Annotated in this window: 24 protein-coding genes; 13 read left to right on the top strand and 11 right to left on the bottom strand. The window is 49.7% G+C overall.

The window, feature by feature from the left end; genetic code table 11:
• Nucleotides 1–96 precede the first annotated feature (96 nt).
• Nucleotides 97–1,374 (bottom strand): PTS ascorbate transporter subunit IIC, encoded by a 1,278-nt coding sequence (locus tag WBL83_RS03735; protein ID WP_424587860.1) that lies wholly within the window; start codon nt 1,372–1,374, stop codon nt 97–99.
• Nucleotides 1,375–1,772: 398 nt separating this feature from the next.
• On the opposite strand from WBL83_RS03735, the gene WBL83_RS03730 reads away from it, so the two are divergent.
• The 3 genes from WBL83_RS03730 to WBL83_RS03720 all read left to right on the top strand — a co-directional run bounded on the left by WBL83_RS03730 (nt 1,773) and on the right by WBL83_RS03720 (nt 4,950).
• Nucleotides 1,773–3,308: a sensor domain-containing diguanylate cyclase gene (locus WBL83_RS03730; protein ID WP_424587859.1), complete on the top strand. Its 1,536-nt coding sequence runs from the start codon at nt 1,773–1,775 to the stop codon at nt 3,306–3,308.
• 67 nt (nt 3,309–3,375) lie between these two features.
• The gene (locus WBL83_RS03725; RefSeq protein WP_424587858.1) at nt 3,376–4,155 is read left to right on the top strand and encodes an EAL domain-containing protein; all 780 of its coding nucleotides are present in this window, start codon (nt 3,376–3,378) and stop codon (nt 4,153–4,155) included.
• A gap of 36 nt (nt 4,156–4,191) precedes the next feature.
• Nucleotides 4,192–4,950, top strand: coding sequence for an EAL domain-containing protein (locus WBL83_RS03720; protein WP_424587857.1), 759 nt, complete (start codon nt 4,192–4,194; stop codon nt 4,948–4,950).
• Between the two features lie 36 nt (nt 4,951–4,986).
• Here WBL83_RS03720 and WBL83_RS03715 read toward each other — a convergent pair whose 3' ends face one another.
• The 7 genes from WBL83_RS03715 to WBL83_RS03685 are packed head-to-tail and all read right to left on the bottom strand — an operon-like array spanning nt 4,987 to nt 11,273.
• Nucleotides 4,987–7,083: a flagellar biosynthesis protein FlhA gene (locus tag WBL83_RS03715; protein ID WP_424587856.1), complete on the bottom strand. Its 2,097-nt coding sequence runs from the start codon at nt 7,081–7,083 to the stop codon at nt 4,987–4,989.
• Entirely contained in the window at nt 7,070–8,206 is a 1,137-nt protein-coding gene (flhB, locus tag WBL83_RS03710; protein ID WP_424588035.1) for a flagellar biosynthesis protein FlhB, read from the bottom strand. The genes WBL83_RS03715 and flhB overlap by 14 nt, the downstream gene beginning before the upstream one ends.
• A complete protein-coding gene (fliR, locus tag WBL83_RS03705) occupies nt 8,203–8,976 on the bottom strand; it encodes a flagellar biosynthetic protein FliR (RefSeq protein ID WP_424587855.1) in 774 nt (257 codons plus the stop codon). Before fliR ends, flhB begins: the two co-directional genes overlap by 4 nt.
• A 6-nt stretch (nt 8,977–8,982) precedes the next feature.
• Complete coding sequence (gene fliQ, locus WBL83_RS03700; protein WP_034457387.1) at nt 8,983–9,255, bottom strand: flagellar biosynthesis protein FliQ; 273 nt, start codon at nt 9,253–9,255, stop codon at nt 8,983–8,985.
• Nucleotides 9,252–10,013 carry a flagellar type III secretion system pore protein FliP gene (gene fliP, locus WBL83_RS03695; RefSeq protein WP_424587854.1) on the bottom strand — a complete coding sequence of 254 codons (762 nt, stop codon included), beginning with the start codon at nt 10,011–10,013 and terminating at the stop codon, nt 9,252–9,254. The genes fliQ and fliP overlap by 4 nt, the downstream gene beginning before the upstream one ends.
• The gene (locus tag WBL83_RS03690; RefSeq protein WP_424587853.1) at nt 10,010–10,402 is read right to left on the bottom strand and encodes a FliM/FliN family flagellar motor switch protein; all 393 of its coding nucleotides are present in this window, start codon (nt 10,400–10,402) and stop codon (nt 10,010–10,012) included. The genes fliP and WBL83_RS03690 overlap by 4 nt, the downstream gene beginning before the upstream one ends.
• Nucleotides 10,395–11,273, bottom strand: a complete 879-nt coding sequence (locus WBL83_RS03685) for a FliM/FliN family flagellar motor switch protein (RefSeq protein WP_424587852.1) — start codon at nt 11,271–11,273, stop codon at nt 10,395–10,397. Before WBL83_RS03685 ends, WBL83_RS03690 begins: the two co-directional genes overlap by 8 nt.
• A 470-nt stretch (nt 11,274–11,743) precedes the next feature.
• Here WBL83_RS03685 and WBL83_RS03680 point away from each other — a divergent pair, with 470 nt between their 5' ends.
• Genes WBL83_RS03680 through fliJ form a run of 7 tightly spaced genes read left to right on the top strand, consistent with a single transcriptional unit; the run spans nt 11,744 to nt 18,416 of the window.
• Nucleotides 11,744–12,772 carry a sigma-54 interaction domain-containing protein gene (locus WBL83_RS03680; protein ID WP_424587851.1) on the top strand — a complete coding sequence of 343 codons (1,029 nt, stop codon included), beginning with the start codon at nt 11,744–11,746 and terminating at the stop codon, nt 12,770–12,772.
• Between the two features lie 31 nt (nt 12,773–12,803).
• Complete coding sequence (locus WBL83_RS03675) at nt 12,804–13,178, top strand: flagellar hook-basal body complex protein FliE (RefSeq protein ID WP_424587850.1); 375 nt, start codon at nt 12,804–12,806, stop codon at nt 13,176–13,178.
• A 9-nt stretch (nt 13,179–13,187) separates the two neighbouring features.
• Nucleotides 13,188–14,873, top strand: coding sequence for a flagellar basal-body MS-ring/collar protein FliF (gene fliF / locus WBL83_RS03670; RefSeq protein ID WP_424587849.1), 1,686 nt, complete (start codon nt 13,188–13,190; stop codon nt 14,871–14,873).
• Nucleotides 14,830–15,888: a flagellar motor switch protein FliG gene (locus WBL83_RS03665; protein ID WP_424587848.1), complete on the top strand. Its 1,059-nt coding sequence runs from the start codon at nt 14,830–14,832 to the stop codon at nt 15,886–15,888. Before fliF ends, WBL83_RS03665 begins: the two co-directional genes overlap by 44 nt.
• Nucleotides 15,889–15,891: 3 nt before the next feature.
• Complete coding sequence (gene fliH, locus WBL83_RS03660) at nt 15,892–16,647, top strand: flagellar assembly protein FliH (RefSeq protein WP_424587847.1); 756 nt, start codon at nt 15,892–15,894, stop codon at nt 16,645–16,647.
• Complete coding sequence (gene fliI / locus WBL83_RS03655; protein ID WP_424587846.1) at nt 16,640–17,956, top strand: flagellar protein export ATPase FliI; 1,317 nt, start codon at nt 16,640–16,642, stop codon at nt 17,954–17,956. Before fliH ends, fliI begins: the two co-directional genes overlap by 8 nt.
• A gap of 25 nt (nt 17,957–17,981) precedes the next feature.
• Nucleotides 17,982–18,416, top strand: coding sequence for a flagellar export protein FliJ (gene fliJ, locus WBL83_RS03650; protein WP_424587845.1), 435 nt, complete (start codon nt 17,982–17,984; stop codon nt 18,414–18,416).
• Between the two features lie 2 nt (nt 18,417–18,418).
• On the opposite strand, the gene flgN is transcribed toward fliJ, so the two are convergent.
• From flgN to flgA, 3 genes are all read right to left on the bottom strand, one after another.
• Nucleotides 18,419–18,847, bottom strand: coding sequence for a flagellar export chaperone FlgN (gene flgN / locus WBL83_RS03645; protein WP_424587844.1), 429 nt, complete (start codon nt 18,845–18,847; stop codon nt 18,419–18,421).
• A 5-nt stretch (nt 18,848–18,852) separates the two neighbouring features.
• Entirely contained in the window at nt 18,853–19,128 is a 276-nt protein-coding gene (gene flgM / locus WBL83_RS03640) for a flagellar biosynthesis anti-sigma factor FlgM (RefSeq protein ID WP_424587843.1), read from the bottom strand.
• A gap of 100 nt (nt 19,129–19,228) precedes the next feature.
• Nucleotides 19,229–19,996, bottom strand: a complete 768-nt coding sequence (flgA, locus tag WBL83_RS03635) for a flagellar basal body P-ring formation chaperone FlgA (protein ID WP_424587842.1) — start codon at nt 19,994–19,996, stop codon at nt 19,229–19,231.
• Between the two features lie 129 nt (nt 19,997–20,125).
• On the opposite strand from flgA, the gene WBL83_RS03630 reads away from it, so the two are divergent.
• The 3 genes from WBL83_RS03630 to flgD are packed head-to-tail and all read left to right on the top strand — an operon-like array spanning nt 20,126 to nt 21,604.
• Nucleotides 20,126–20,476 carry a flagellar basal body protein gene (locus WBL83_RS03630; RefSeq protein WP_424587841.1) on the top strand — a complete coding sequence of 117 codons (351 nt, stop codon included), beginning with the start codon at nt 20,126–20,128 and terminating at the stop codon, nt 20,474–20,476.
• An 18-nt stretch (nt 20,477–20,494) separates the two neighbouring features.
• Nucleotides 20,495–20,920, top strand: a complete 426-nt coding sequence (flgC, locus tag WBL83_RS03625) for a flagellar basal body rod protein FlgC (RefSeq protein ID WP_424587840.1) — start codon at nt 20,495–20,497, stop codon at nt 20,918–20,920.
• A 3-nt stretch (nt 20,921–20,923) separates the two neighbouring features.
• Entirely contained in the window at nt 20,924–21,604 is a 681-nt protein-coding gene (gene flgD, locus WBL83_RS03620) for a flagellar hook assembly protein FlgD (protein ID WP_424587839.1), read from the top strand.
• The last annotated feature ends 5 nt before the right edge of the window (nt 21,605–21,609 follow it).

The following is a 21,609-nucleotide window of genomic DNA, read 5'->3' as shown; positions in this document are numbered from 1 at the left end:
AAATAGAGGAAGGGCAGGCATAGAGAGATCTCAATGCCTGCCCTTTATATCTGGAGCCCGAAGAGATGATTCCGGGCATCCATGCTTGAGTCTCGATTAATAGAAAATCCGCAGAATATAATCGAGGATCAGTGACGGGATAGTAAAGTCCGGGTCTGCAAAGGTAACGCCATGAGCGCCGAGTTGGGAGAAAATCGGCAAGGTCAGGGCAGGCAGTACGCATAACAGTAACCCGTTAATACCACTGGCGATAATCGCGCCACGGAAACCACCGGTCGCATTACCAAAGATGGCTGCTGCACCACCGGTAATAAAGCTTGCCATGATCCCCGGGACAATAATCGGTAAGCCAATGAACGGGAAAATAATGATACACACCAGCTCAACGGCGAAACTCACCAGGAAGCCGATTAAGGTTGCATTAGGGGCTTTGGTAAACAGTACCATCACGTCTACAGCGGGCACCGCACCGGGTGCAAACACACGAGCAAAGCCTTTAAACGCGGGCACGATTTCAGCCGTGAACAGGTTAACACCGGCTTTGGCAAGATACAGGCCGCAGGCAAAAATAGCCGACTGTTCAAGAACGAAAATGACCACGTTTTTATCACCGGCCCCGGCACCGTATACCATGGTCATCGCATCTTTAACCTGCGGCTGCGTGGCGAAGATACAAGAGATAAGCAGCAGCACCAACATGGTTAACAGCGTCGCGATATTAGGTTCGCGGATAAAATCAAACTTACTGCTGATATTCAGATGTTCAGTATCGGTAGTTTTGTTACCAAACCATTTCCCCATATAGGAGCCAATAATATATGAGGAGATAGCGGCGTGAGAAATCGCATATTCGTCCGAACCGATAATTTGGCGGCTAAAGCGGTTAAGAATAAATGGCGAGACTGCCATATACGACCCGATAAGCAGGGAACATATGACGACCATCTCGGTATTGCTAAATCCGAACTGCATAAGAACGGCTGTCAGCGCAAATGCCATAAATAAAACCAGATGCAAAGACAGATAGATGAATTTAAAACGTGTAAAACGTGCAATCAGAATGTTTAAAATCATTGAGAACAACAGGATTAAAGCCGCTGTTGCACCCAGTTTGTCTATGGTCGCCGCCATAATAGCTTCGTTACTCGGCACAACCCCGACAATATCAAAAGCTTTAGAGAACAGAGAGCTAAAGGCCGTTAGCACTTTCATCAAAATACTTCCACCGACTTTTATCATCGTAAAGCCGATAAAAGAAAGTGCGGTTCCTGTTATTAATCGGGAAACCGATGCTTTTTGAAATAATAAACCCAGAAATGCCACGATCGCAATGATGACTGCGGGAGTTTTCACTAACCCTAATAAAATATCCATTTGTTTACCCTGTCGTCTCTATTTTTGTCTGAATAAGGTAGTTTTTAATAATCAAGATTAAAGCGACATCATGTTAGCACTCGGGATTAAGCGTTATCTGATATGCACATCACAAAAGAAACAATGTTATTCAAATTGTGAAATGGTGTTTCAAAGTGTTTGTGTTGTATTTGTTAATTATTTGTTTGGCAGTTGTTTGAATTTGAATGGTTAATGAACAGATGCCACGAAGCCTGGCATTGAGCAGGGAAAAGGCCCGGCGAAGGTGGCAAAGCAGATTTTTCAAACTGCGATTTAAGACTGGATGCTGGTGTGTCGTTTTATGCTGATGAAGTGTGAAGGTCTGGCGTCAAGGGCATCAGTTTCACGTTACGCCAAACTCAGAATGGAATCATGATATGCAAGCCAGTAAAAAGTTGTTCACCGTAAATCACATTTTGACCTTATTTTTTTTAGTGATGCTCATTCCATTCATAATGGTTTCGGTGTGGACATTTGACTATACCCGTAAAGATAATATTGAAGTGTTTGAAAATAGCCTGAGTCGTTTTACCCATAATACGGCAATGGAAAGTGTCAACCGGCAGCTCGAAGAGATAGAGATGGTCTTTAAGATCCTCAACAGCCGAATCACACACAAAGGCATGCAGGGCTATATTGATAATGAGCATGATGTCCTGCATTCAATTTTTGCATCGATGGTAAATACACTGACCTTTTTTGATGCGGCCATTATTTCAGATAACCAAAACCAATACCGTATCTATCCTGACATGAAGTTTGATAATTATTTTCCGTCCAAACGCCCATGGTATCCAGGCATCAAACAGCAAAATGGTGTCCATTATTCTGAACCATACCAGGATTTACTACCTGATCCGCAAAAAAAGACGGACCGCGCGATCACGGTAAGTATGGATCTGTTTGATGAAGAGTTGCTGAAATATGGCAACATTGCTTTCGACCTCGACTTATATGCCATGAGTGCGCCATTACGGAATATTGTTACCCCTTTTGAAGGGCGGTTTTTGGTGGCGGCAAGAGACGGTAGTATCATCATGCACTCCAATGATAAAAAAATTTTCCATCGTTCGGTTCCAATAAAATGGCTTGAAAAAGCTATCGATATAGAAGGTAGCTTTTATGATGAAGCGTCAGAGAAGTTTATTTTCTATCATTCATTTTCTGAACCCTACTGGGTGGCATTTACCGTTGTCGATAAAGCCATGTACGATGAGTTTATTAGCAAAGCGCCACAAACACTCATTTGCATCGTGGCGATTTGTTTGATTATTTATATAATTTTGATTTGCTTATGCCGTGTCTATATCAAAGGCATTATTAGCCGTCTCTATATGAGCATGCATGGTATTAGTTATGAGGGTGAGTCTCAGGATCTGGAACGCGTCTATAACAGCATTAAACAAAGTCATGTCGAACTCAAAGAAGCTCGCCGAATTTCAGGTGAAGATGCATTAACCGGTATCGGTACGCGCCGCAGGTTTGATGACAAACTCAATGAACTCATTCAAAACAACATACTGTTCCACCTGGCGATCGTGGATCTCGATAATTTCAAAAAAATAAATGATACGTTTGGACACGCCGTAGGCGACTCGGTACTTAAGTATGTCAGTAATGTCGGGAAATCTGTCCTCGAACCTGACTACGACGTTTATCGTTTTGGTGGCGAGGAATTAGTGGTCATCTTCCCGGGTGACGATTTTGAAACCTGTTTCAATTTAATGGATACCTGGCGTGTTGCGGTGGGCCAGCGAGTCTGGCGAGAAACCCCTTTAAAGGTCTCATTCAGTTGTGGTATTGCCCGCTGGAACAAAGGTGAAACCGCCCAGGATATCATCATCAAAGCCGATAAAGCCTTGTATGAAGCCAAGCATGCCGGAAAAAATACCATTTGCAGAGCGTGTGAATAAACCATGGAGCGGGTTGTGCAGAACAGGGCAGCTTCATATTTAACCATTAACAGGGAGGTGAGAGAAAATGACGGTCAGCCACAAGGATATTAACGTCATACTGACTCATATTTCTCAGGGAAACCCTGAGCTCGCACTCTGTGTTTATTATCAGCCGATTATTCGTTTGTCTGATGGCCACTGTACAGGTGCTGAGGCGCTGGTTCGAGGTCAGGCTCAGGGCCGCTTTGTTTCTCCGGAAAACTTTATCGGCCTGCTGGAGGAGAATAACGATATCGGCAAGGTAGGCATCTTTGTCCTGCGCAGTGCTATTAATTTTGCCAGGAAGCACCGGTTACATCAACAAAGTGATTTTGTCCTGAGCAGTAATTTTTCTCCCGTAGAAATCAACGACTGTGCAGTGGTTGAGAAAATTAAAACTATTACGGATGCTGCAGGCTACCCAAGCCATAGAGTCATGATTGAAATCACTGAAACAGAGATTCAACTCAGTACTCAAGGCCGGAAAAACGCAAAAGGGTTACAACAGCATGGCTTTATTGTGGCCTGGGATGATATTCGCAGTCATCAGGATCTGAATAAAAATAGCCCGGAATTTTCCAGCAATGTGATTAAGCTTGACCGCAGTCTTTTGAAAGAACCCCATCTACCTCTGACAAAGGACATTATCTCACGATGCCTGGCAGACAAATTCCAGTTAGTTGCCGAGGGTGTTGAATATGCCTGGCAGCGAGACTGGTTGCTTCAACAAAACGTTAAGGTCTGTCAGGGATATTATTACTCTGCTCCTCTCGAACCCCATATTTTTGCCCAGCGCTATCTCTTCTCATGCGTCGATCTAACGTAGAAATTCCCCATTCCCGTATTATAAAGAGGGTGTAACATGAGCGAAATTGGCTCAAATTTTATTTTAAGAAAAATCACTCACTGTGAATATTCAAGAGTAGTGGATTTCTTCGTCCAGCCTATATTTAATTTATCAACTTTTCAGTGCGTTGGTGCTGAAGTGTTATTACGCGGTGTACATCGCCACAATATTATTCAGCCTGCAAAATTCTTACAACAGCTTGAAGAGAACGACGGAATTATCAACGTAGGTAAATACATTATCGGTAAAGCTTTTGAGTTTCTTCAGCAAGATGTGTTAAAGGAGAAACCTGATTTTTTCCTCAGCATTAATCTGGCAACCCGTCAGCTTAATGACGAAGGCTTTGCGGAAATTATTATTGATCTGCAGAATGAATATGGGATATTGCCGAAGAGTGTGATTTTTGAGATAACCCGATCGGCTGAAGCATTATCGCCAGTCGGTCAACTAAATATTCAACGCTTACAGGATGAAGGCTTTGCTTTTGCCTGGGATGATATAGCCACCATTGATGACGTGCATAACCGGCAGGCCCTGGCAGAGTGCGATTTTATCAAGCTGGATCGTGATTGTCTGAAAACCGGTCATAGCGAGAAAACCCATCAGCTCATTCTGGCGGCGCATAAAAATAACGCTTCAATTATCGCTGAAGGCGTTGAAACGATGGCGCAAACCTCAATGTTGCTCAAGCACAATGTCGAGTTGGCTCAGGGCTTTCTTTTTTCCCGCCCGATGAAGAAAATAGATTTTGTGAAAACTTACATACTCAAATAGCCCAGCGCCTTTCTCAACCCGACGCTGGGCTCGCTGTCAGGCCAGCGTTCCGACAATATTCAGATCTGCTTCATCAGGAACTTCGTTGTAAGACAACACATGCAAACCGGAAGCGAACAGGCGGCCATAGCGGGAAATCAGCGGCCGTAGTTGCGGCGTAACCAGCAGCAACGGCGGCATTCCCTGCGCTTTCATATGTTCCTGAATCATCGGCATCGTGTTCTGCAACTGCGTCAGAATATTCGGGTCAACCGGGAAGTTATCCAGCCCGACTTTTCCACTTTGCTGCGCATGATTAAGTGCATTAAGCAGAATGTTTTCCAGCTCATTATCAAGCGTATACGCCTGCAGGCTGCGTTTCTCGCCATTAATTTTATGGATTATGGCGCGGCGCAGAGCGAAACGCACATCTGAGGTTAATAACACCGGGTCTTTGGTCAGCGCAGCACTTTCCAGCAGGGTTGCCGCAATAGTATTAATGTCTTTAAGCGAGATTTGCTCCAGCAACAACTGGCGATAAACACGCAGCAGTAAACTGTAGTTAAGCTGCGATACAAGGTCTTCAGCCAGTTTTGGTGCTTGCTGGCTCAGACGGTGGTGCAGGTGAGTAATATCGTCGTAATTAAACAGTTCAGGCAAATAGTTACGGGCGATTTTATTCACATGGGTGGCGACCACACTGGCGCAATCCACCACCTGATATCCCAGATTAAGCGCTTTGGCTTTCTGCTCCGGTAAAATCCAGGTGATGGCCATTTCGTAAGCCGGGTCAGTATCCAGTACGCCGTCAATCTCGCCATACAACTCCGCGCCGGGTATCGCCATTAATTTGTCCGCGTGCACTTCACCGGTCGCGATGCGAATGCCATTGATATAAATGGCATATTGCGAAGGTTTCAGGCGGAAGTTTTCCCTGATGCGAATTTCGGGTAACAGCACGCCGCAGGTTTCAGAAATCACCTGCCGTACACCACGAATACGTTGAGACAGTGGGCTTCCCCGCGTGGTATCCACCAGAGTCACCAGTTTATAGCCGAGATTCAGGCCAATCGGTTCCACTTGAGGAATGCTATCCCAGTCAATAACGGGCGGATTATCGTGTGAAATCGCTTCGTTAATGGCTTCTATTTCAACTTCTGGCTGCGGGGCCGATACCCGTTTGCTCTGTTTCCATGCAGCAAACAACAGCAGGGCGGTAAAGCTTAGGAAGGCGATGTGCGGCATGCCTGGCACGATAGCCAACACAAACATCACGAATGCGGCGGTATAGAGGATGGAAGGGCGAGCCAGCAGTTGCGTGTTTATTTCGCTGCTGATGTCGTTACCGTCACCGACTCGGGTAACAATAATGGCTGCTGCCGTTGAAAGCAGCAGGGAAGGGATTTGCGCGACCAGGCCATCACCAATGGACAGCAAAACATATTGCTGGAACGAATGGCCGACATCCAGATTATGGGCAAAAACACCGATACAGATACCGCCAATGATGTTGATTATCAGGATCATGATCCCGGCAATCGCATCGCCACGCACAAATTTTGAGGCGCCGTCCATCGCGCCATAAAAATCCGCTTCACCGGACACATCTTGTCGCCGGATACGCGCCTGTTCCTGATTGATAAGCCCCGCATTCAGGTCGGCATCAATGGCCATTTGTTTGCCGGGCAGCGCATCGAGGGTAAATCGGGCGGAGACTTCTGAAATACGCTCAGCCCCTTTGGTGACCACCACGAAGTTGATGATCATCAGAATGACAAACACCACGAAGCCGACAACAAAATTACCGCCGATAACCACCTGGCCAAAGGCTTCGATAACTTTACCTGCGGCTCCTTCACCTTCGTGACCATGCAGTAACACCACACGGGTTGACGCAACGTTTAGCGTCAAACGCATCAGTGTGGTAATCAACAAAATGGTCGGGAATATTGCAAAATCTAGCGGGCGTTTACTGTTTACCGAAACCAGCAACACAATCACCGCCAGCACAATATTAAAGGTAAACAGTATATCGAGGACCAGGGGTGACAGCGGCAACATAACCATCGCCAGCACGCACAGCAATAACAGGGGAATGCCCACGTTACTGCGCCGTATCAGATTGAAATAATGTTTAAAACTACCGTTTGCCATCGCTTTTCGTTACCTCTTTTGGGATGTCCATATACGTATTCAATTGCGGCTTGATATCGCTGCGTCCATTACGCCACGCTTTAATTTGCATCACGTAAGTGAGCACATGAGCAATGGCGCGAAATAGCTGGGAAGGGATTTGTTGATTGACCCGCGTGCTGTGATAAATGGCGCGAGCCAGCGGTGGAAACTCCACCACTTCTACCTGATGTTGTGCGGCGACCTCGCGGATATAGAGCGCGATATCATCGATGCCTTTAGCCACGATAAACGGCGCCTGTGCTTTATCCGGGTCATATTTCAACGCCACGGCATAGTGCGTCGGGTTAGTTAAAATCACATCTGCGTCTGGTACGACTTTATTAATCTGCCCCTGCGCCATTTGTCGTTGCAACTGGCGGATACGGCCTTTTACCTGCGGATTCCCGTCGTTGTTTTTATGTTCATCGCGCACTTCTTGCTTGGTCATGCGCATCTTTTTCATAAACATAAAAATGGATAACGGGACATCAATAAAGGCAAAGAGAATGATGACGCCGAGCAGCCACCAGAATGACTGACGCAGAATATGCAAACCTTCTTCAATTCCCTGGCGCAACCAGATGCGCTGCAACCCGAGTAATTCAGGCAAATTATCCTGAATCAATGACCATAAGACGGCCATTAACACGCTGCATTTCAGCAGCATTTTCAGCACCTCAACGTAGTGGCTGGCGGAAAACATGCGTTTCAGGCCACTAATGGGGCTGATCTTTTTAAAATCCGGCAGCAGCTTATTGGGGGTAAAAACCCAACCGCCAGGCACCAGGGTTGTCAGCACGCAAACCACCGGGATAGGCACTAATGTCAGGATAAATTTCAGCAGCAGCCAGACATGGTGCATCAGAAATTGCTCAAGTGCTGCATCGTCGTTGAGCTTGCTCGCCATGGTGGCGACGGAAAAAAAGGAGTCCTGCACCAACTGCCGATAGAACGGGAAAAACAGCATCAGGGTGATAAGAGACGTGACCAGGCCTGCGGCCATGGTTAAGTCTTTTGAGCGGGCAATATCCCCTTTTTCTCGTGCTTTGCGAAGTTTGCCGTGGGTGGCCTTTTCGCTTTTATCTCCTGAACCTGACATCAGTAAACCCGGATAGCATCAAGTTTGCCGAGAATGTAGTTCGTCAGGCTGAGATAGTGTTCAGGAATGTTGCTCACCATTAATGCCAGGCACAGCAACCCGAACAGCATGCTGATAGGGAAACCTAATGAAAACAGGTTGAGGGTAGGGGAGATGCGGTTCAGCAAGCCAAACGAACCCTGCACCATCAGCATGACAAAGCCGGTCGGTAGCGCGATTAACACCGCTGAGGAGACGAGCCAGCCAAGGCTTTGCACTAGCGTTTGCAACGAAAGTGAGGTGATTGCCTGGCCTGGCGGCCAGTAGGTAAAGCTCTTATACAGTATGGTCACAAGCAGCAAATGTCCGTCCAGGGTGAAAAAAAGCAGCACGCTGTAAACAAAGATAATTTGGGAAATCACCGTGGTGGAATTACCGTTGCTCGGATCGTTCATCACCGCCATCCCGAGCCCCATATTCATTGAAAGAATATGTCCGGCAGTCTGGAGGACGATAAACACCAGTTGCAGCATGGCACCAGACAAAAAGCCCCACAGGATCTGCTCGCCAATCAGCACCACACTTCGCATCGACAGAAGCTCAGTTAACACCACCGCCTGATGCAACATCGGGGAGATAACCGCAGTAAGCGCAATCGCGAGTCCAATTTTGATGCGCCGTGAAATAGAGCGTTGGTCAAAGACCGGGCTGAAGTGAATAAACGAAAGTATGCGGACAAATGGCAGAAAAGCGGCCATTAACGGGGCGATCAAGGTCTGGATGTCAAAGCCCATAATGGTTTAGCCAACCAACCGTGCAGCCTGATGAAAAATTTCAATCGTGAAATCTGACAGCTTGATCAACATCCATTTTCCCGCCACCACCAGAACCAACAACGTCACGACCAGGCGCGGTAAAAAACTCAGCGTCTGTTCATTAATTTGCGTGGTCGCCTGGAAAATACTCACCACCAGGCCGACCAACAGGCTTGGGACAATCGCCACCACTGAAATAATCAGCACTAACATAATGGCGCCGGACATGATCTCTCCGGCGGTATCCATGGTCATCATCCTGAGACTCCCTGAACACTTGTCGTCAGCGTGCTGACTATCAGGTTCCAGCCATCGCAAAGAACAAACAGCATCAGCTTGAACGGCAAAGAGACGATCAGCGGCGACAGCATCATCATCCCCATCGCCATCAGAATACTCGCGACGATGAGATCGATAATCAGGAACGGAATGTAAATCATAAAGCCAATCTGGAACGCGGTTTTCAGCTCGCTCAGCACAAAGGCGGGCACCACAATGCTGAGATCCATGGCATTGGGATCCCCTTTCTCGCCGGCAATTGTCATTATCTGTGCCATAGAGGTTTTACTGGTTTGAGCCAGCATGTATTTCTTAAGTGGCTGTTCAGCGGTGTTCAGGGCTTCTTTTAGCGTAATTGCATCATTCTGATACGGAACAATGGCCTGGTCATAAACCGTGGTCCACACCGGGCGCATCACCAGCATGGTGAGCGCCAGTGCAATACCGGTCAGGATTTTATTCGGCGGACTTTGCTGCAAGCCAAGCGCCTGGCGCAAAATAGCCAGCACAATAATAAAGCGTGTGAAGCAGGTCATCATCAGCACCATGATCGGCAATAAGCCGAGCAGGGTCATCAGGATCAGAATCTCAATCTTGACGCTGTAATCCTGGCCCGTACCGTTACTGGTGGTGCTCAACAGGGTAATATCCCCATTAGCCGCCAGCAGGTGAGGCGAAATCAATAGCCCGGTTAACAGCAGTAACCCCAGGCCACCAGAGCGAAAAGTTCGACTCATTGCGTCAGTTTGCCTAAATCGTGATTGCTGAATTCAATGATACGCAGGCCGTATTTGTCGTTAAGCACCACCACTTCGGCTTTACCGAATTGAATGCCATTCACTTTCAGATCCAGCGGTTCCCCGGCCATTTTGTCCAGCTCAATCACACTGTCGTTGGTAATGGTCATCAGCTCAGCCAGTGAAATGCTCACTGACGCCACTTCTAAGGTCAGATTGACGGGAATACGGCTGAACAACGCCATTTTGCGCAACTGTTCGCTGCGGCTTTCAGTCGCCGTCTTTTCTACCGTTTTACTGAGCGGAACGTCGGCTTCATGTCCGGTAGTTTCTGGCAGGTCGATTTCGTCCAGATTAAAATCAATGGACAGGTCATTTTGATCACTCATACTTCATCTCTGGCGTTTTGTCAGTAAATTCAGATAGATATAACCTTCCTCGTTCTTCAGCAACGACTGAGCTAAAAATCTGTTCTTTTTCAATAAAAACCGGTAAAGGTTCATTTAGTGAAACGGGGATAATATCGCCCGGTCCAATATTTAATAGCTGTGCAACAGTCAGGTTGATGGATACCAGACGGCCCGTCAGCGTCAGCGGCATATTTGTGAACATATGCTCAATTTGTTCAGAGGAGAGGTTTTTAGCCTGAGGCTCATTGCTATTGTTATCTACCCGCGAACTGGCGAGCAGTAAATCAACATGATGCGCATCCAACAGAATCGAAAAACAATGTTCGTCATACCCTTCCAGCCAGAACTGAACTGCATAGGGCCATTGATGGATCACCGAGGTGTAATCATTTTTCAGCTCAAGCGTTTCAGCTAAAACTTCTTTGACCATGACCAGCTGTAATAACTCATGACCCAGTTTTGTTTTTAATCTGTCTTCTGTTTTTGTTACCGATTGGGTGAGATCTAAAGATACCGGGTTACCTTCTTTGCTTAACCCATAATAGGTGTGCAAAATACTCAATAGAAATTGACGATTTATTTCGAAGCCGATGTTTCCATAGGGCGTAGAGAAAATCTGTGCATTTTTGCAATGATAATCAATATCAAACGTCATATTATTCAACAGGGCGTTAAGGCGATATTTCTTTAAAAAGAATATCCCTAATCGGGCTTCAATGCTGTCAAATTTAACACTGATTATTTTGGGTATCTTATGATAAGCCCTGCCAAGTTTACTGACATCCAGTCGCGTGAGTTCAGGGCATTCACTGGCCTGATAAACACGAATTCTATGCGATGCATTCTGCATGATTTATCCATTATCATTCAGTGAGCTTACGTAAGTGCTTCTTTAAAGCGCGGCATTGCGCTGGCCAGTCAGTCAATAACCATTATGAGAAACAGTTATTTTTTTTTGGGCATCTTTTTGGCTACGTATGCTGAATATTTACGGGCGTAAAGTATGTCGTCACGGGGTCCTGAGTTCAAGCGTCGGTCGCTCATTAATACATTAATTATTTAAGTTTTTGGTTAATTAATTTCGATTAATTAATTGTTAATTCATTGTTTTGTAATGACTTTATTGTTATTGCTGTTAATTGTTGTTTAAAGGGGATTAATGAGGGGACAAGTGATGGTGCTTAGGTATACTGCCGCCAGGAAAATTCTTATTGGTATTTGCAAAGCGAATTTTTATTGATTGTTTAAGCATTATTGAACGGGTTTTCACTTCATTCTTCCAGTTTTCATTAATGCGATAAGAGATTTGTGAGTTTAGATATGGATAGTTTCACTCAGGTTGGCACTTTAAATAGCCATGGATTTATTGCACATGCGGTTGAAAGCATAAAGGCTTTTAATTTAGCCCGTCGTGTTGCTGAATTTAATGTGGCGACAATTATTACCGGTGAAACAGGAACCGGTAAAGAATGTATCGCGCGAACCATTCATCATTTTGGCGTGGGTGAAAATGCCCCCTATGTTGCGGTGAATTGTGCGGCTATTCCTGAAACGATGCTTGAGTCGATTTTATTCGGACATGTCAAAGGAGCTTTTACTGGCGCGCTCAGTAGTGTGGCGGGTAAGTTTGAACTGGCAAATAATGGCGTATTATTGCTTGATGAAATTGGCGATATGCCGCTCGGCTTGCAGGCTAAATTATTACGGGTTTTACAGGAGCAAGAAGTTGAGCGCCTGGGAAGCCATAAAAAAATCCCTCTTGATATTCGTATTATCGCTTCAACCAATAAAGACTTGCTCACCGAAATTGCAGAAGGTCGTTTTCGTCAGGATTTATACTATCGTCTGGCCGTGGTGCCAATTCATATTGCTCCACTGCGTGAACGCCCGGAAGATATCATCCCGCTGGCGCTCAGCTTTATTAAAAAATACCAGCCAAAACACCAGCATAATAAACATCTTAGTGATGACGCTCGCCTGGCCTTATTAAAATACTCCTGGCCGGGCAACATTCGCGAGCTGGAAAACGTCATTCAACGCGGGCTTATTTTGAGCAGCTGTGACGTGATTCAGGCGCAGGATTTGTCGCTGCCTGTCACGCATACCAGCCCACCCGTGAGTCACGCCTGGGGTGTCAGCACACCAAATATCATGCCGATTTCTGATGCGATTCGTGGCGTAAAAGTCCACGGGCGACTGGCGGAATATCAGTACATCATTGATTTACTTAAACAACATAACGGCAATAAATCGCGAACGGCGCAATCGCTGGGTATCACACCGCGTGCTCTGCGTTATCGCCTGGCAACCATGCGTGGCAATGGAATCGACATGGGCTGCTACGCCTGACCTCGCTAAGTCTAAAAGGAAGAAGCATTACATGGATAAAATTCAGGCGGTGGGAATTTCTCCCGCACAACTCGCGATGCTGCAACAAATGCAGCAAAACATGCTCGTCTCTTCACAAGGGTTTATTGCCCCTGCTCAGCCTATTGGCGGGGAACTGTCTGCCTCTTCACTGTCTGGTTCTGCTTCCGGCTCGTTTAGCCAAATGCTGGACGAAGCTGTGCATCGCGTGGACGCCATGCAACATAGCGCGGCAGCAAAACAGACCGCCGTTGAAACAGGGATCAGCGATGACTTAACCGGTGCGATGGTGGAAAGCCAGAAAGCCGGTATCGCGTTTTCAGCGATGGTGCAGGTGCGCAATAAGCTCACTGCTGCCCTCGACGAAGTCATGAATATGGCTGTGTAAGGTTTTGATGTGATTGATAAACTGAAACAAAAATTCCCGATGCGCTTTGACAGCACTATGACGGGAAATAAGAAAAATATGTTGCTGGGTGGGGCGGGGCTGGTGCTCGCCTCAGCCATTGTCACCTCGCTGTGGATGACCAACCACAACTATGTGGCGCTGTATGGTTCCCAGGAAAACGTGCCGGTTAAACAGGTTGTCGATGTGCTTGGCAGCCAGACCATTGATTACCGAATCGACCCTGCCAGCGGCATGATTATGGTCGATAGCAGCAAACTGGCGAAAGCGCGTATGGCGCTGGCGGAGCAAGGTGTTACCGCGATTATGCCAGGCGGCTACGAGTTAATGGATAAAGACGAATTATTAGGCAGCAGCCAGTTTATCCAGAATGTCCGCTACAAACGCAGTATCGAAGGTGAACTTGCGCAGAGCATTATGGGACTCGACCCGGTTGAGTCCTCTCGCGTGCACCTCGGGCTGATGGAATCCACCTCATTTGTCCTGACTAACCAACCCGAAAGCAGTGCCTCGGTCATGGTGCGTTTGCACCCGGGCAAACAGCTTAGCGATCAGCAGGTACTGGCGATTGTACAACTGGTCGCCGGAAGTGTGCCGGGTCTGAATGCAGGCCAGGTGCGGGTGGTGGATCAAAACGGCAATCTGCTCTCCGAGGGTCTTGAGACAGGTGGCGGGCAACTGGCGGGCATGAGTAAAGCTCGCGACATTAGCCAGCAGATCAAAGGCGAAACCGAAAAGAACATTGCCAACTTGCTTAACCCGCTGGTTGGTCAGGGGAATTTCCGTACCAGCGTGGTGCCAAAAGTCGATTTTAGTGCGGTTGAGGAAACTCAGGAGCGCTACTCAGGTGACCCACGTGTCAGTGACGAAAACATTCATCAGGAAAACTCCACCGATGAACTGGCGCTGGGGATCCCGGGTTCTCTGAGTAACCGTGCGCCAACGGCAGCTCCGGCAACTGCCCCAGCGACGCCAGGTGCTGCACCTGCGGCAACCTCAAACCCGCAGGCCTTATCGAACCGCAGCCAGACGCAACGCAAATATGCTTACGACCGTGATGTCCGGCATATCAAACATCCGTCCTATGCACTCGAAAAAATGAGCATTGCGGTGGTGCTTAATCAGGATGCGCCGGCGTTAGCCAAATGGACGCCGGAGCAGTTCATCGCGCTGAATAAACTGATTGAAGATGCCGCCGGAGTGGACACCCAACGTGGTGATTCACTGACCGTGGATCGTCTGGTGTTTACCCCTGGCAACGTGCTGGATACGCCATTAGTCAAATGGTGGCAGGACCCGGATATCCGTGACTGGAGTCAGATGGGCGGCATCGGCTTCCTCGCGCTGCTCCTGTTGCTGGTTGGCGTTCGCCCACTGGCGCGTCGTTATAGCGCACCTTCTGAGCGGCAGATTAACGCATTGCCGGAAGAAAACAGCGGCGTACTGCTCGAAGGAGACAACCGCCGCGAAGAAGACTCCCTGCTTCAGGCATTGCCGAAGTCTTCCTTCCAGGTTGAGGACAATCTCCCGCCACAAAGTTCAGGGCTTGAAACGAAAGTGGAATTCTTACAGACGCTGGCGCAGGGCGAAACCGAGCGCGTGGCGGAAGTGTTAAAACAATGGATAAATAGCAATGAGCGAAATAGCGCAGCCGCAGCCGCAAGCAAACAAGAGTAATCGTAGCCCGGCTAACAGCGCCAATAACGGGCGCAGCCGTCTCGAGCAGGCGGCCATTTTACTGCTGAGTATTGGCGAAGAAGCCGCCGCGACGGTGATGGCGAAATTAAGCCGTGAAGAGGTGGTACGCGTCAGTGAAACCATGGCGCGTTTGCACGGCATTAAAGTGACTCATGCACGTAATGCGATGAATAACTTCTTTCAGGATTATCGCGAGCAGAGCGGTATTAATGGCGCATCCCGCACCTATCTGAAGAATATTCTCGATAAAGCGCTGGGCGGTGAGATTTCCCGCAGCGTGATTAACGGCATTTATGGTGACGAAGTGCGTTACCGGATGGCGCGTCTGCAATGGGTGGATACCCCGCAACTTGCCAGCCTGATCGAGCAGGAACATTTGCAGCTGCAAGCGGTGTTTCTCGCCTTCTTACCGCCGGATGTAGCGGCGGGCGTTCTGAGCTGTCTTGAAGCGTCGCGTCGGGATGAAATCATCTACCGTATTGCGCGGCTTGATGATGTTAACCGTGACGTGATTGACGAACTGGATCGCATTATTGAGCGCGGTGTGGCGGTGTTGTCCGAGCACGGTTCCAAACTGGTGGGGATTAAACACGCCGCCGATATCGTGAACCGCATTCCGTCGAACCAGCAAGAGCTGCTGGAACAGCTGCGTATTCGTGACGAGGACGTGGTTAACGAGCTTAAAGATCAGATGTACGAATTCTTTATCCTCAGCCGCCAGACCCCAGCGGTGCTTCAACGCCTGATGGATGAAATCCCGATTGAAGAGTGGGCGGTGGCGCTCAAAGGTACCGAACCGGTGCTGCGCCAGGCGATTTATAGCGCCATGCCAAAACGCCAGGTCCAGCTATTACAAAGTACCGGCACGCGTTTGGGCCCCGTACCGGCGAGTCGTGTTGAGCAGGTGCGTAAAGAGATTATGGCCACCGTGCGCGAACTGGCAGAAGAGGGCGAGATTCAGGTGCGTCTCTTCTCTGAACTGACGATGGAGTAAACGATGAGTCAGCCGACCCCATCACGTTTTGCCAAACCGCTTGCCACAACAGCGAGCGTGAGGCCGAGAGTCCATAAATTTCCACCTTTACACCGCAGCCGTCAGCTCGCGGGTGGTGCACCCGATAATGTCGATTTACATGCGCCGTTTCTGGATAACGCCAGCCTGCAACAGCAGCTTGCCGATGGGTTTCAGGAAGGTATGAAGCAAGGTTTTGAACAGGGCCTGGAAGAAGGTCGCGGTGAAGGATACCAGGAAGGCGTGCGTCTGGGCTTCGATGAAGGGATGCGTAAGGGGCATGACGAAGGCAAACTCGCCGGACGGCAAATGTTTATTGAGGCTTCGCAGCCGCTCGATGGCATCACCGGGCAAATAAAACAGTATCTGGCGGAGTATGAAACGCGTCGGCGTAATGAGCTGCTGCAACTGGTGGAAAAAGTCACCCGCCAGGTGATTCGCTGTGAGCTAACCCTGCATCCGACGCAGCTACTGACGCTGGTGGAAGAGGCCGTAAATAGCCTCGCTAAAACGCCGGAGCAGCTGAAAGTGTGCCTGAATAGCGAAGAGTTTCGTCGCATCAGCGAAGCAGAGCCTGAGCGTGCCCGTGAGTGGGGGCTATGCGCTGACCCGCACATGTTGCCGGGAGAATGCCGGGTCATTACCGAAACCACGGAAATGGACGTCGGTTGCGAACATCGTCTGCAACAGTGCGTGGATGTGCTGAAAGAGACACTCTTGCCGGAATCGATGGATGCATAAGCTCGATTTTGAACAAGCGCTGAAATCGATTGAGAATATCAACCTCGCCCGGGTCGCCGGACGGCTGATTCGGGTTAATGGTCTGCTGCTGGAGTGCGTCGGCTGCGTGCTGGCAATCGGCCAGCATTGCCGTATCGAAAGCGTCGATGGCAGCATGATGGATGCGCAGGTGGTCGGTTTCGATCGTGAAATCACCCATCTGATGCCATTTAAACATCCCGCCGGGCTGATTGCCGGAGCCAAAGTTTATCCCGCTGAAAAAGAAGGATCCGTGATGGTGGGGATGCAATGGCTCGGGCGCGTGGTCAACGGGCTGGGTGAACCGCTGGATCAAAAAGGAAAGTTACAGGGCGAAACGCCTTTACCGCGTCAAATCGCACAAATTCATCCGCTGACTCGTCGCCCGGTGGATGAACCGCTGGATGTAGGCGTGCGTGCCATTAACGGTTTGCTCACTATTGGCAAAGGCCAGCGCGTTGGGCTGATGGCAGGCAGTGGCGTGGGGAAAAGTGTGCTGTTGGGCATGCTCACCCGTTACACACGTGCCGATGTGGTAGTGGTGGGATTGATCGGCGAGCGTGGTCGCGAAGTCAAAGAGTTTATCGACCATTCCCTCGGGGAAAGCGGGCTGGCGAAGTCGGTGATTGTCGCGGCTCCGGCGGATGAATCCCCGCTGATGCGCCTGAAAGCCACTGAACTGTGTCACGCGGTCGCCAGTTATTATCGCGACCAGGGGCTGGACGTGCTGCTGCTGGTGGATTCACTCACTCGCTATGCCATGGCGCAGCGCGAAATTGCGCTCTCTCTTGGCGAACCGCCAGCCACCAAAGGTTATCCTCCTTCCGCTTTTGGCCTGATCCCGAAACTGGTGGAAAGTGCCGGAAACAGTGAAGGGCAGGGCACTATGACCGCCATCTACACCGTTCTGGCAGAAGGGGACGATCAACAGGATCCGATTGTCGACTGCGCGCGAGCGGTGCTCGATGGTCACATTGTTCTTTCCAGGCATCTTGCGGAAGCCGGGCATTATCCCGCCATCGACATTTCTCAATCGATAAGCCGCTGCATGTCGCAGGTGACCGGCACCGATCATCAGCGTGCGGCGCGCACCGTAAAACAGCTTTATGGCGAATACATGAATATCAAACCGATGTTGCCGCTGGGTGGCTACGTCGCAGGAAGCGATCCCGTGGTCGATCGTGCGGTCGGGCTGGCTCCCGCCATTCACCATTTTTTACAACAGGAAGTTGGCTTTGGGGCGACGCTTGAAAACACCCTTGAGGATTTGCAGACCCTGGTTCAGCGATAAACCGTCGGGATACATGAGGTAAAGGATGCCAAAAACCATCAGAACGCTTGAGCAACTGGTACACATTCGCGCCCGTAGCGTAAAAGATCTCAGCGGAAAATTATCGACCCAACAGCAGTTGTGTCAGCGCTATACCAATAATATTCAGGCGCTGAATGACCTGGCGCTGACCCCAGGTGGTGAGGGGCATACCCATGCCGCGATGATGACCAATCAGGCGCAGTATAAGAAAAACATCCAGCGGATCATCAACTGGCAAAAGCAGGAGCAGGCGCTGGCGGATATGAAAATGCAGGAGATCCAACAGAACTTGCTGCATGAAGCGCGTCGTGAGCGCGGGTTTCAACTGGTGCTGGAACAGCGGCGGGACAAGTTTGCGGGTGAAGAAGCGCGAAAAGAGCAGAAAACCACCGATGCGATGTCGGCCCAAAGTTTCCTGCGCCGCCAGCGCTCAGGCTGATCTCAGTACAGCCACTGCGCGGGCTGACCTGCGTTGACCACATTTTCCATAATCTGCTGCTGCATATGCAGCACCATGCCATTACGTTCATTGAGCTGCTGGCAGTGCCGGGCATGACGTTGTAAATCTTCCCAAAGCGCGTTGATTTTGCCCCGGTGCTGCTCGGGTAAACGCTGGATAAACTGGCGTAAGCCCGCTTTATCGGCGCTAAAGCCGAGCGTTTGCAACGTTTGCTGGCGAACCGCCGCGCTATCAGCCAGCAGCTGGTAATTCTGCATCAGTTCCTGATTCGCCACCTCGAGCTGCTCGCTATTACGCTCCAGCAGCAGCGTGCGTTGTTGTTCCAGCAAATTCTTCAGCGTGATATAGCGCTGCCTGTCTTGCACCATACCCTGCAACAAAGCGGTCATCCGTTGGCCTGCGGTCATCATCGTCATTACCGTTGAAAGTACTTCTGAATGGAGAGTGTCAGATCATCAAGATTGACATGCAGCTGACCGTTGCTGATGGCCTGCTTCATTTCCGCCACGCGCGCCATGTCGACTTCCGGCAGGCTTTGCAGCGCTTTCTGTGCATCGCCCAGCACCGGATCGACAGCCGCGACCGGCGCACTGCGTAACGGCGCAGAAGATTGCGTTTCACCCAGCTCTTTAGTGGCCTGGCTGTTCAGCGTCGGCTGGATTTGCGGGTAGTGGTGTGGGTTAATTTTCATGTTCTCTCCTGAGGTAAACCAGAATTCGTCGGTATCCATCTTCTTCTGTCACTGTAAAGCGACGTCAATCCGCAAAAACTTTAATCCTGGAATAAAAATTTCATTTTCCGGGAACGGTAAGGATTTGCACCACACCTGGTGAAACGACGATGGCATCCACCGTGCGCTGGCTGCTGATGTTACGCACCCGAATCACATCGCCTTTTCGCCCCTGTTTCATGGCTTCACCGGTGGTGCTGGCTTCAATTCCCTGATGACGGGCCACCATCAACACGCTCTGTCCACGCTCGACCATCACCGGCTGCTCAAGCTGCGCGACGTTCACCACCTGGGAGGCTGAAATGCGTCGCTTCACCGTTTGACCCAGTACCTCTTCTGGCGTGTTAAAAAACTGGCCGTTAAGCGGGGCAATATCCTGCACGCGCATCACCACATCCGCAGCCGCAATCACTTGCCCGCGTTCGAGAGTCTGCGCCGCGACTAACACGGGCACATTAACGGCGGTTTTGACGGCAACGGTCAGCGTCCAGTCTTGTGCTGCCGGGCACTTCACTTCATAACGCAGACGATAAAGCAGGCGTTTACTGACGGGCGAAACAACCAGCGGTTTTTGACATGCCGCCAGCGCGGAAGCTTCCTGCGGGATCACCGTTTCTAACTGGACGTCGTACTTACCCCATCCCTGAGTCTGCGCCAGCTGTTTAATTTCGCTCTGAGCACTTTTTCTGACGATGTTTTCTACCTGGCTTTGGGCGTCGGATGGCGCACTTTTTACCGGCGCACAAACCAGGCTTAACCCGACGAAAGCGAGGCGGAAGAGGTTCTTCCGCATTGGCGTAACAGAAGGCGTAATGCTTTTTAAAATCATATCGTTATAAACCTGGCATGAAAGTTGCTTTATGTATGGTTGTTCGCAAGTGTGGTTGATCGCAGGATCCCGCTAAGAGCGATCTGTGCCAGGAGTGCCAGAGAGGACGTAAGACGGTAAGGAGTGACAGTGAGTATTAGTTTTGACAAGGCATTAGGCGTACATCCACAGGCATTGCAGCTCCGACTGACCAGGGCCGAGCTGTTATCCACCAATCTCGCCAACGTGGATACCCCTAATTTCAAGGCTAAAGATATTGATTTTGCCGCTCAGATGCAACGTTCAAAGCAGTTGTTGTTTCCAGAAAGCGGGCCCGAAGTGAAATATCGCCTGCCGTATCAACCCTCTGCGGACGGGAATACGGTGGCGCTGGATGTGGAACAAGCTGCATTCGCGAAAAACAGCATGGATTACCAAATGAGCCTGACGTTTCTGAAAATGAAATTTTCGGGATTACGGGCTGCCATCGAAGGCAAATAATTCGTTCAGGAAGAAAGTATGGCTTTTACGGACATTTATCGCATCTCCAGTTCAGCTATGACGGCGCAAACCGTCAGGCTGAACACCATCGCCAGTAACATGGCCAACGCCGATGCTCCATCGGCCAGTGAAGACACGGTGTATAAAGCGCGCCGTCCGGTCTTTGCTTCGGTTTACCAGAACAGCCAGCTTGCCGGGAATAACGCCTTTGCCGGTGCCCGCGTGCAGATTATGGACGTGGTGGAAACCGGTCAGGCGGTTTCACGTTATGAACCTAATCACCCGATGGCCAACAACCAGGGCTATGTCTATTACCCGGACATTAATGTCGTGGAAGAGATGGCTGACATGATGTCTGCGTCTCGCGGGTTTGAAACCAGCGCTGAGGTTCTCAGCAGTGTCAAAAGCATGCAGCAAAGCTTGCTGCGCCTGGGCGAGGTGTAATTCATGAACGTCACGGATAGGGCTAATTACACCCAGAACAGCAGCGGAAGTTCAGTTTCCGCTAATGGGCAATCTGCGTCAGGGATGAACGATATGTTCCTGAAACTGCTGGTGGCGCAGGTGCAAAACCAGGATCCGCTGAACCCGACCGATGGGACGGAATACGTCGGCCAGCTGGCGCAGCTCTCCCAGGTCCAGTCGATGGAAAAGGTCGCAAGCCTGATGCAGAACAGCAGCATCATGATGGATAACTTGCAGACGCTGACCACGGCCAACCTGGTCGGGCAGAACGTGATGGTGCAGGCCGACCGCGTGGAGTTGCAAGGTGACTCGGTACTCAATGGCCGTCTGACGCTTGAGCACCCGGCTTCATCAGTCACCGTGCATGTCAAAGACGCCATCGGCAATGAACACAAGATTGAGCTCGGCCGCCAACAGGCGGGGCTGGTGGACTTTACGCTGGATGCGAAAAAAATGGGCTTGCCTGAGGGGAAATACACCCTGAGCGCGGTGACCGATAGCGGCGAACAATCCATTCCGCTGGAGATTGGTGGCACCGTGAGCAATGTGCGTATCCCGCTAAAAGGCGGTGTCACGATGCTGAAAATTGCCGGACTGGGAGAAGTCCCGTACAGCAGCATCAGTCAGTTTGGCGGACAGGCTTCCGGCGCTCGCCGGACGTAACAACT

The organism is Buttiauxella sp. (assembly GCF_049686335.1).
GTDB lineage: Bacteria > Pseudomonadota > Gammaproteobacteria > Enterobacterales > Enterobacteriaceae > Buttiauxella.
The sequence above is the reverse complement of the archived record's forward strand: the minus strand, read 5'-3'. Positions and strand labels throughout refer to the sequence as shown.

Excerpts from the sequence above, each read along its gene's own strand:
- WBL83_RS03665 (WP_424587848.1), top strand. The coding sequence starts at position 14,830 with ATGAGCGAAATAGCGCAGCCGCAGCCGCAAGCAAACAAGAGTAATCGT.
- fliH (WP_424587847.1), top strand. The coding sequence starts at position 15,892 with ATGAGTCAGCCGACCCCATCACGTTTTGCCAAACCGCTTGCCACAACA.
- WBL83_RS03720 (WP_424587857.1), top strand. The coding sequence starts at position 4,192 with ATGAGCGAAATTGGCTCAAATTTTATTTTAAGAAAAATCACTCACTGT.
- fliI (WP_424587846.1), top strand. The coding sequence starts at position 16,640 with ATGCATAAGCTCGATTTTGAACAAGCGCTGAAATCGATTGAGAATATC.
- WBL83_RS03715 (WP_424587856.1), bottom strand. The coding sequence starts at position 7,083 with ATGGCAAACGGTAGTTTTAAACATTATTTCAATCTGATACGGCGCAGT.
- flgC (WP_424587840.1), top strand. The coding sequence starts at position 20,495 with ATGGCTTTTACGGACATTTATCGCATCTCCAGTTCAGCTATGACGGCG.
- flgN (WP_424587844.1), bottom strand. The coding sequence starts at position 18,847 with ATGATGACCGCAGGCCAACGGATGACCGCTTTGTTGCAGGGTATGGTG.
- WBL83_RS03725 (WP_424587858.1), top strand. The coding sequence starts at position 3,376 with ATGACGGTCAGCCACAAGGATATTAACGTCATACTGACTCATATTTCT.
- WBL83_RS03680 (WP_424587851.1), top strand. The coding sequence starts at position 11,744 with ATGGATAGTTTCACTCAGGTTGGCACTTTAAATAGCCATGGATTTATT.
- WBL83_RS03675 (WP_424587850.1), top strand. The coding sequence starts at position 12,804 with ATGGATAAAATTCAGGCGGTGGGAATTTCTCCCGCACAACTCGCGATG.
- flgD (WP_424587839.1), top strand. The coding sequence starts at position 20,924 with ATGAACGTCACGGATAGGGCTAATTACACCCAGAACAGCAGCGGAAGT.
- fliQ (WP_034457387.1), bottom strand. The coding sequence starts at position 9,255 with ATGATGACCATGGATACCGCCGGAGAGATCATGTCCGGCGCCATTATG.
- flgA (WP_424587842.1), bottom strand. The coding sequence starts at position 19,996 with ATGATTTTAAAAAGCATTACGCCTTCTGTTACGCCAATGCGGAAGAAC.
- WBL83_RS03690 (WP_424587853.1), bottom strand. The coding sequence starts at position 10,402 with ATGAGTGATCAAAATGACCTGTCCATTGATTTTAATCTGGACGAAATC.
- fliJ (WP_424587845.1), top strand. The coding sequence starts at position 17,982 with ATGCCAAAAACCATCAGAACGCTTGAGCAACTGGTACACATTCGCGCC.
- WBL83_RS03735 (WP_424587860.1), bottom strand. The coding sequence starts at position 1,374 with ATGGATATTTTATTAGGGTTAGTGAAAACTCCCGCAGTCATCATTGCG.
- fliR (WP_424587855.1), bottom strand. The coding sequence starts at position 8,976 with ATGGGCTTTGACATCCAGACCTTGATCGCCCCGTTAATGGCCGCTTTT.
- fliP (WP_424587854.1), bottom strand. The coding sequence starts at position 10,013 with ATGAGTCGAACTTTTCGCTCTGGTGGCCTGGGGTTACTGCTGTTAACC.
- WBL83_RS03685 (WP_424587852.1), bottom strand. The coding sequence starts at position 11,273 with ATGCAGAATGCATCGCATAGAATTCGTGTTTATCAGGCCAGTGAATGC.
- WBL83_RS03730 (WP_424587859.1), top strand. The coding sequence starts at position 1,773 with ATGCAAGCCAGTAAAAAGTTGTTCACCGTAAATCACATTTTGACCTTA.
- flgM (WP_424587843.1), bottom strand. The coding sequence starts at position 19,128 with ATGAAAATTAACCCACACCACTACCCGCAAATCCAGCCGACGCTGAAC.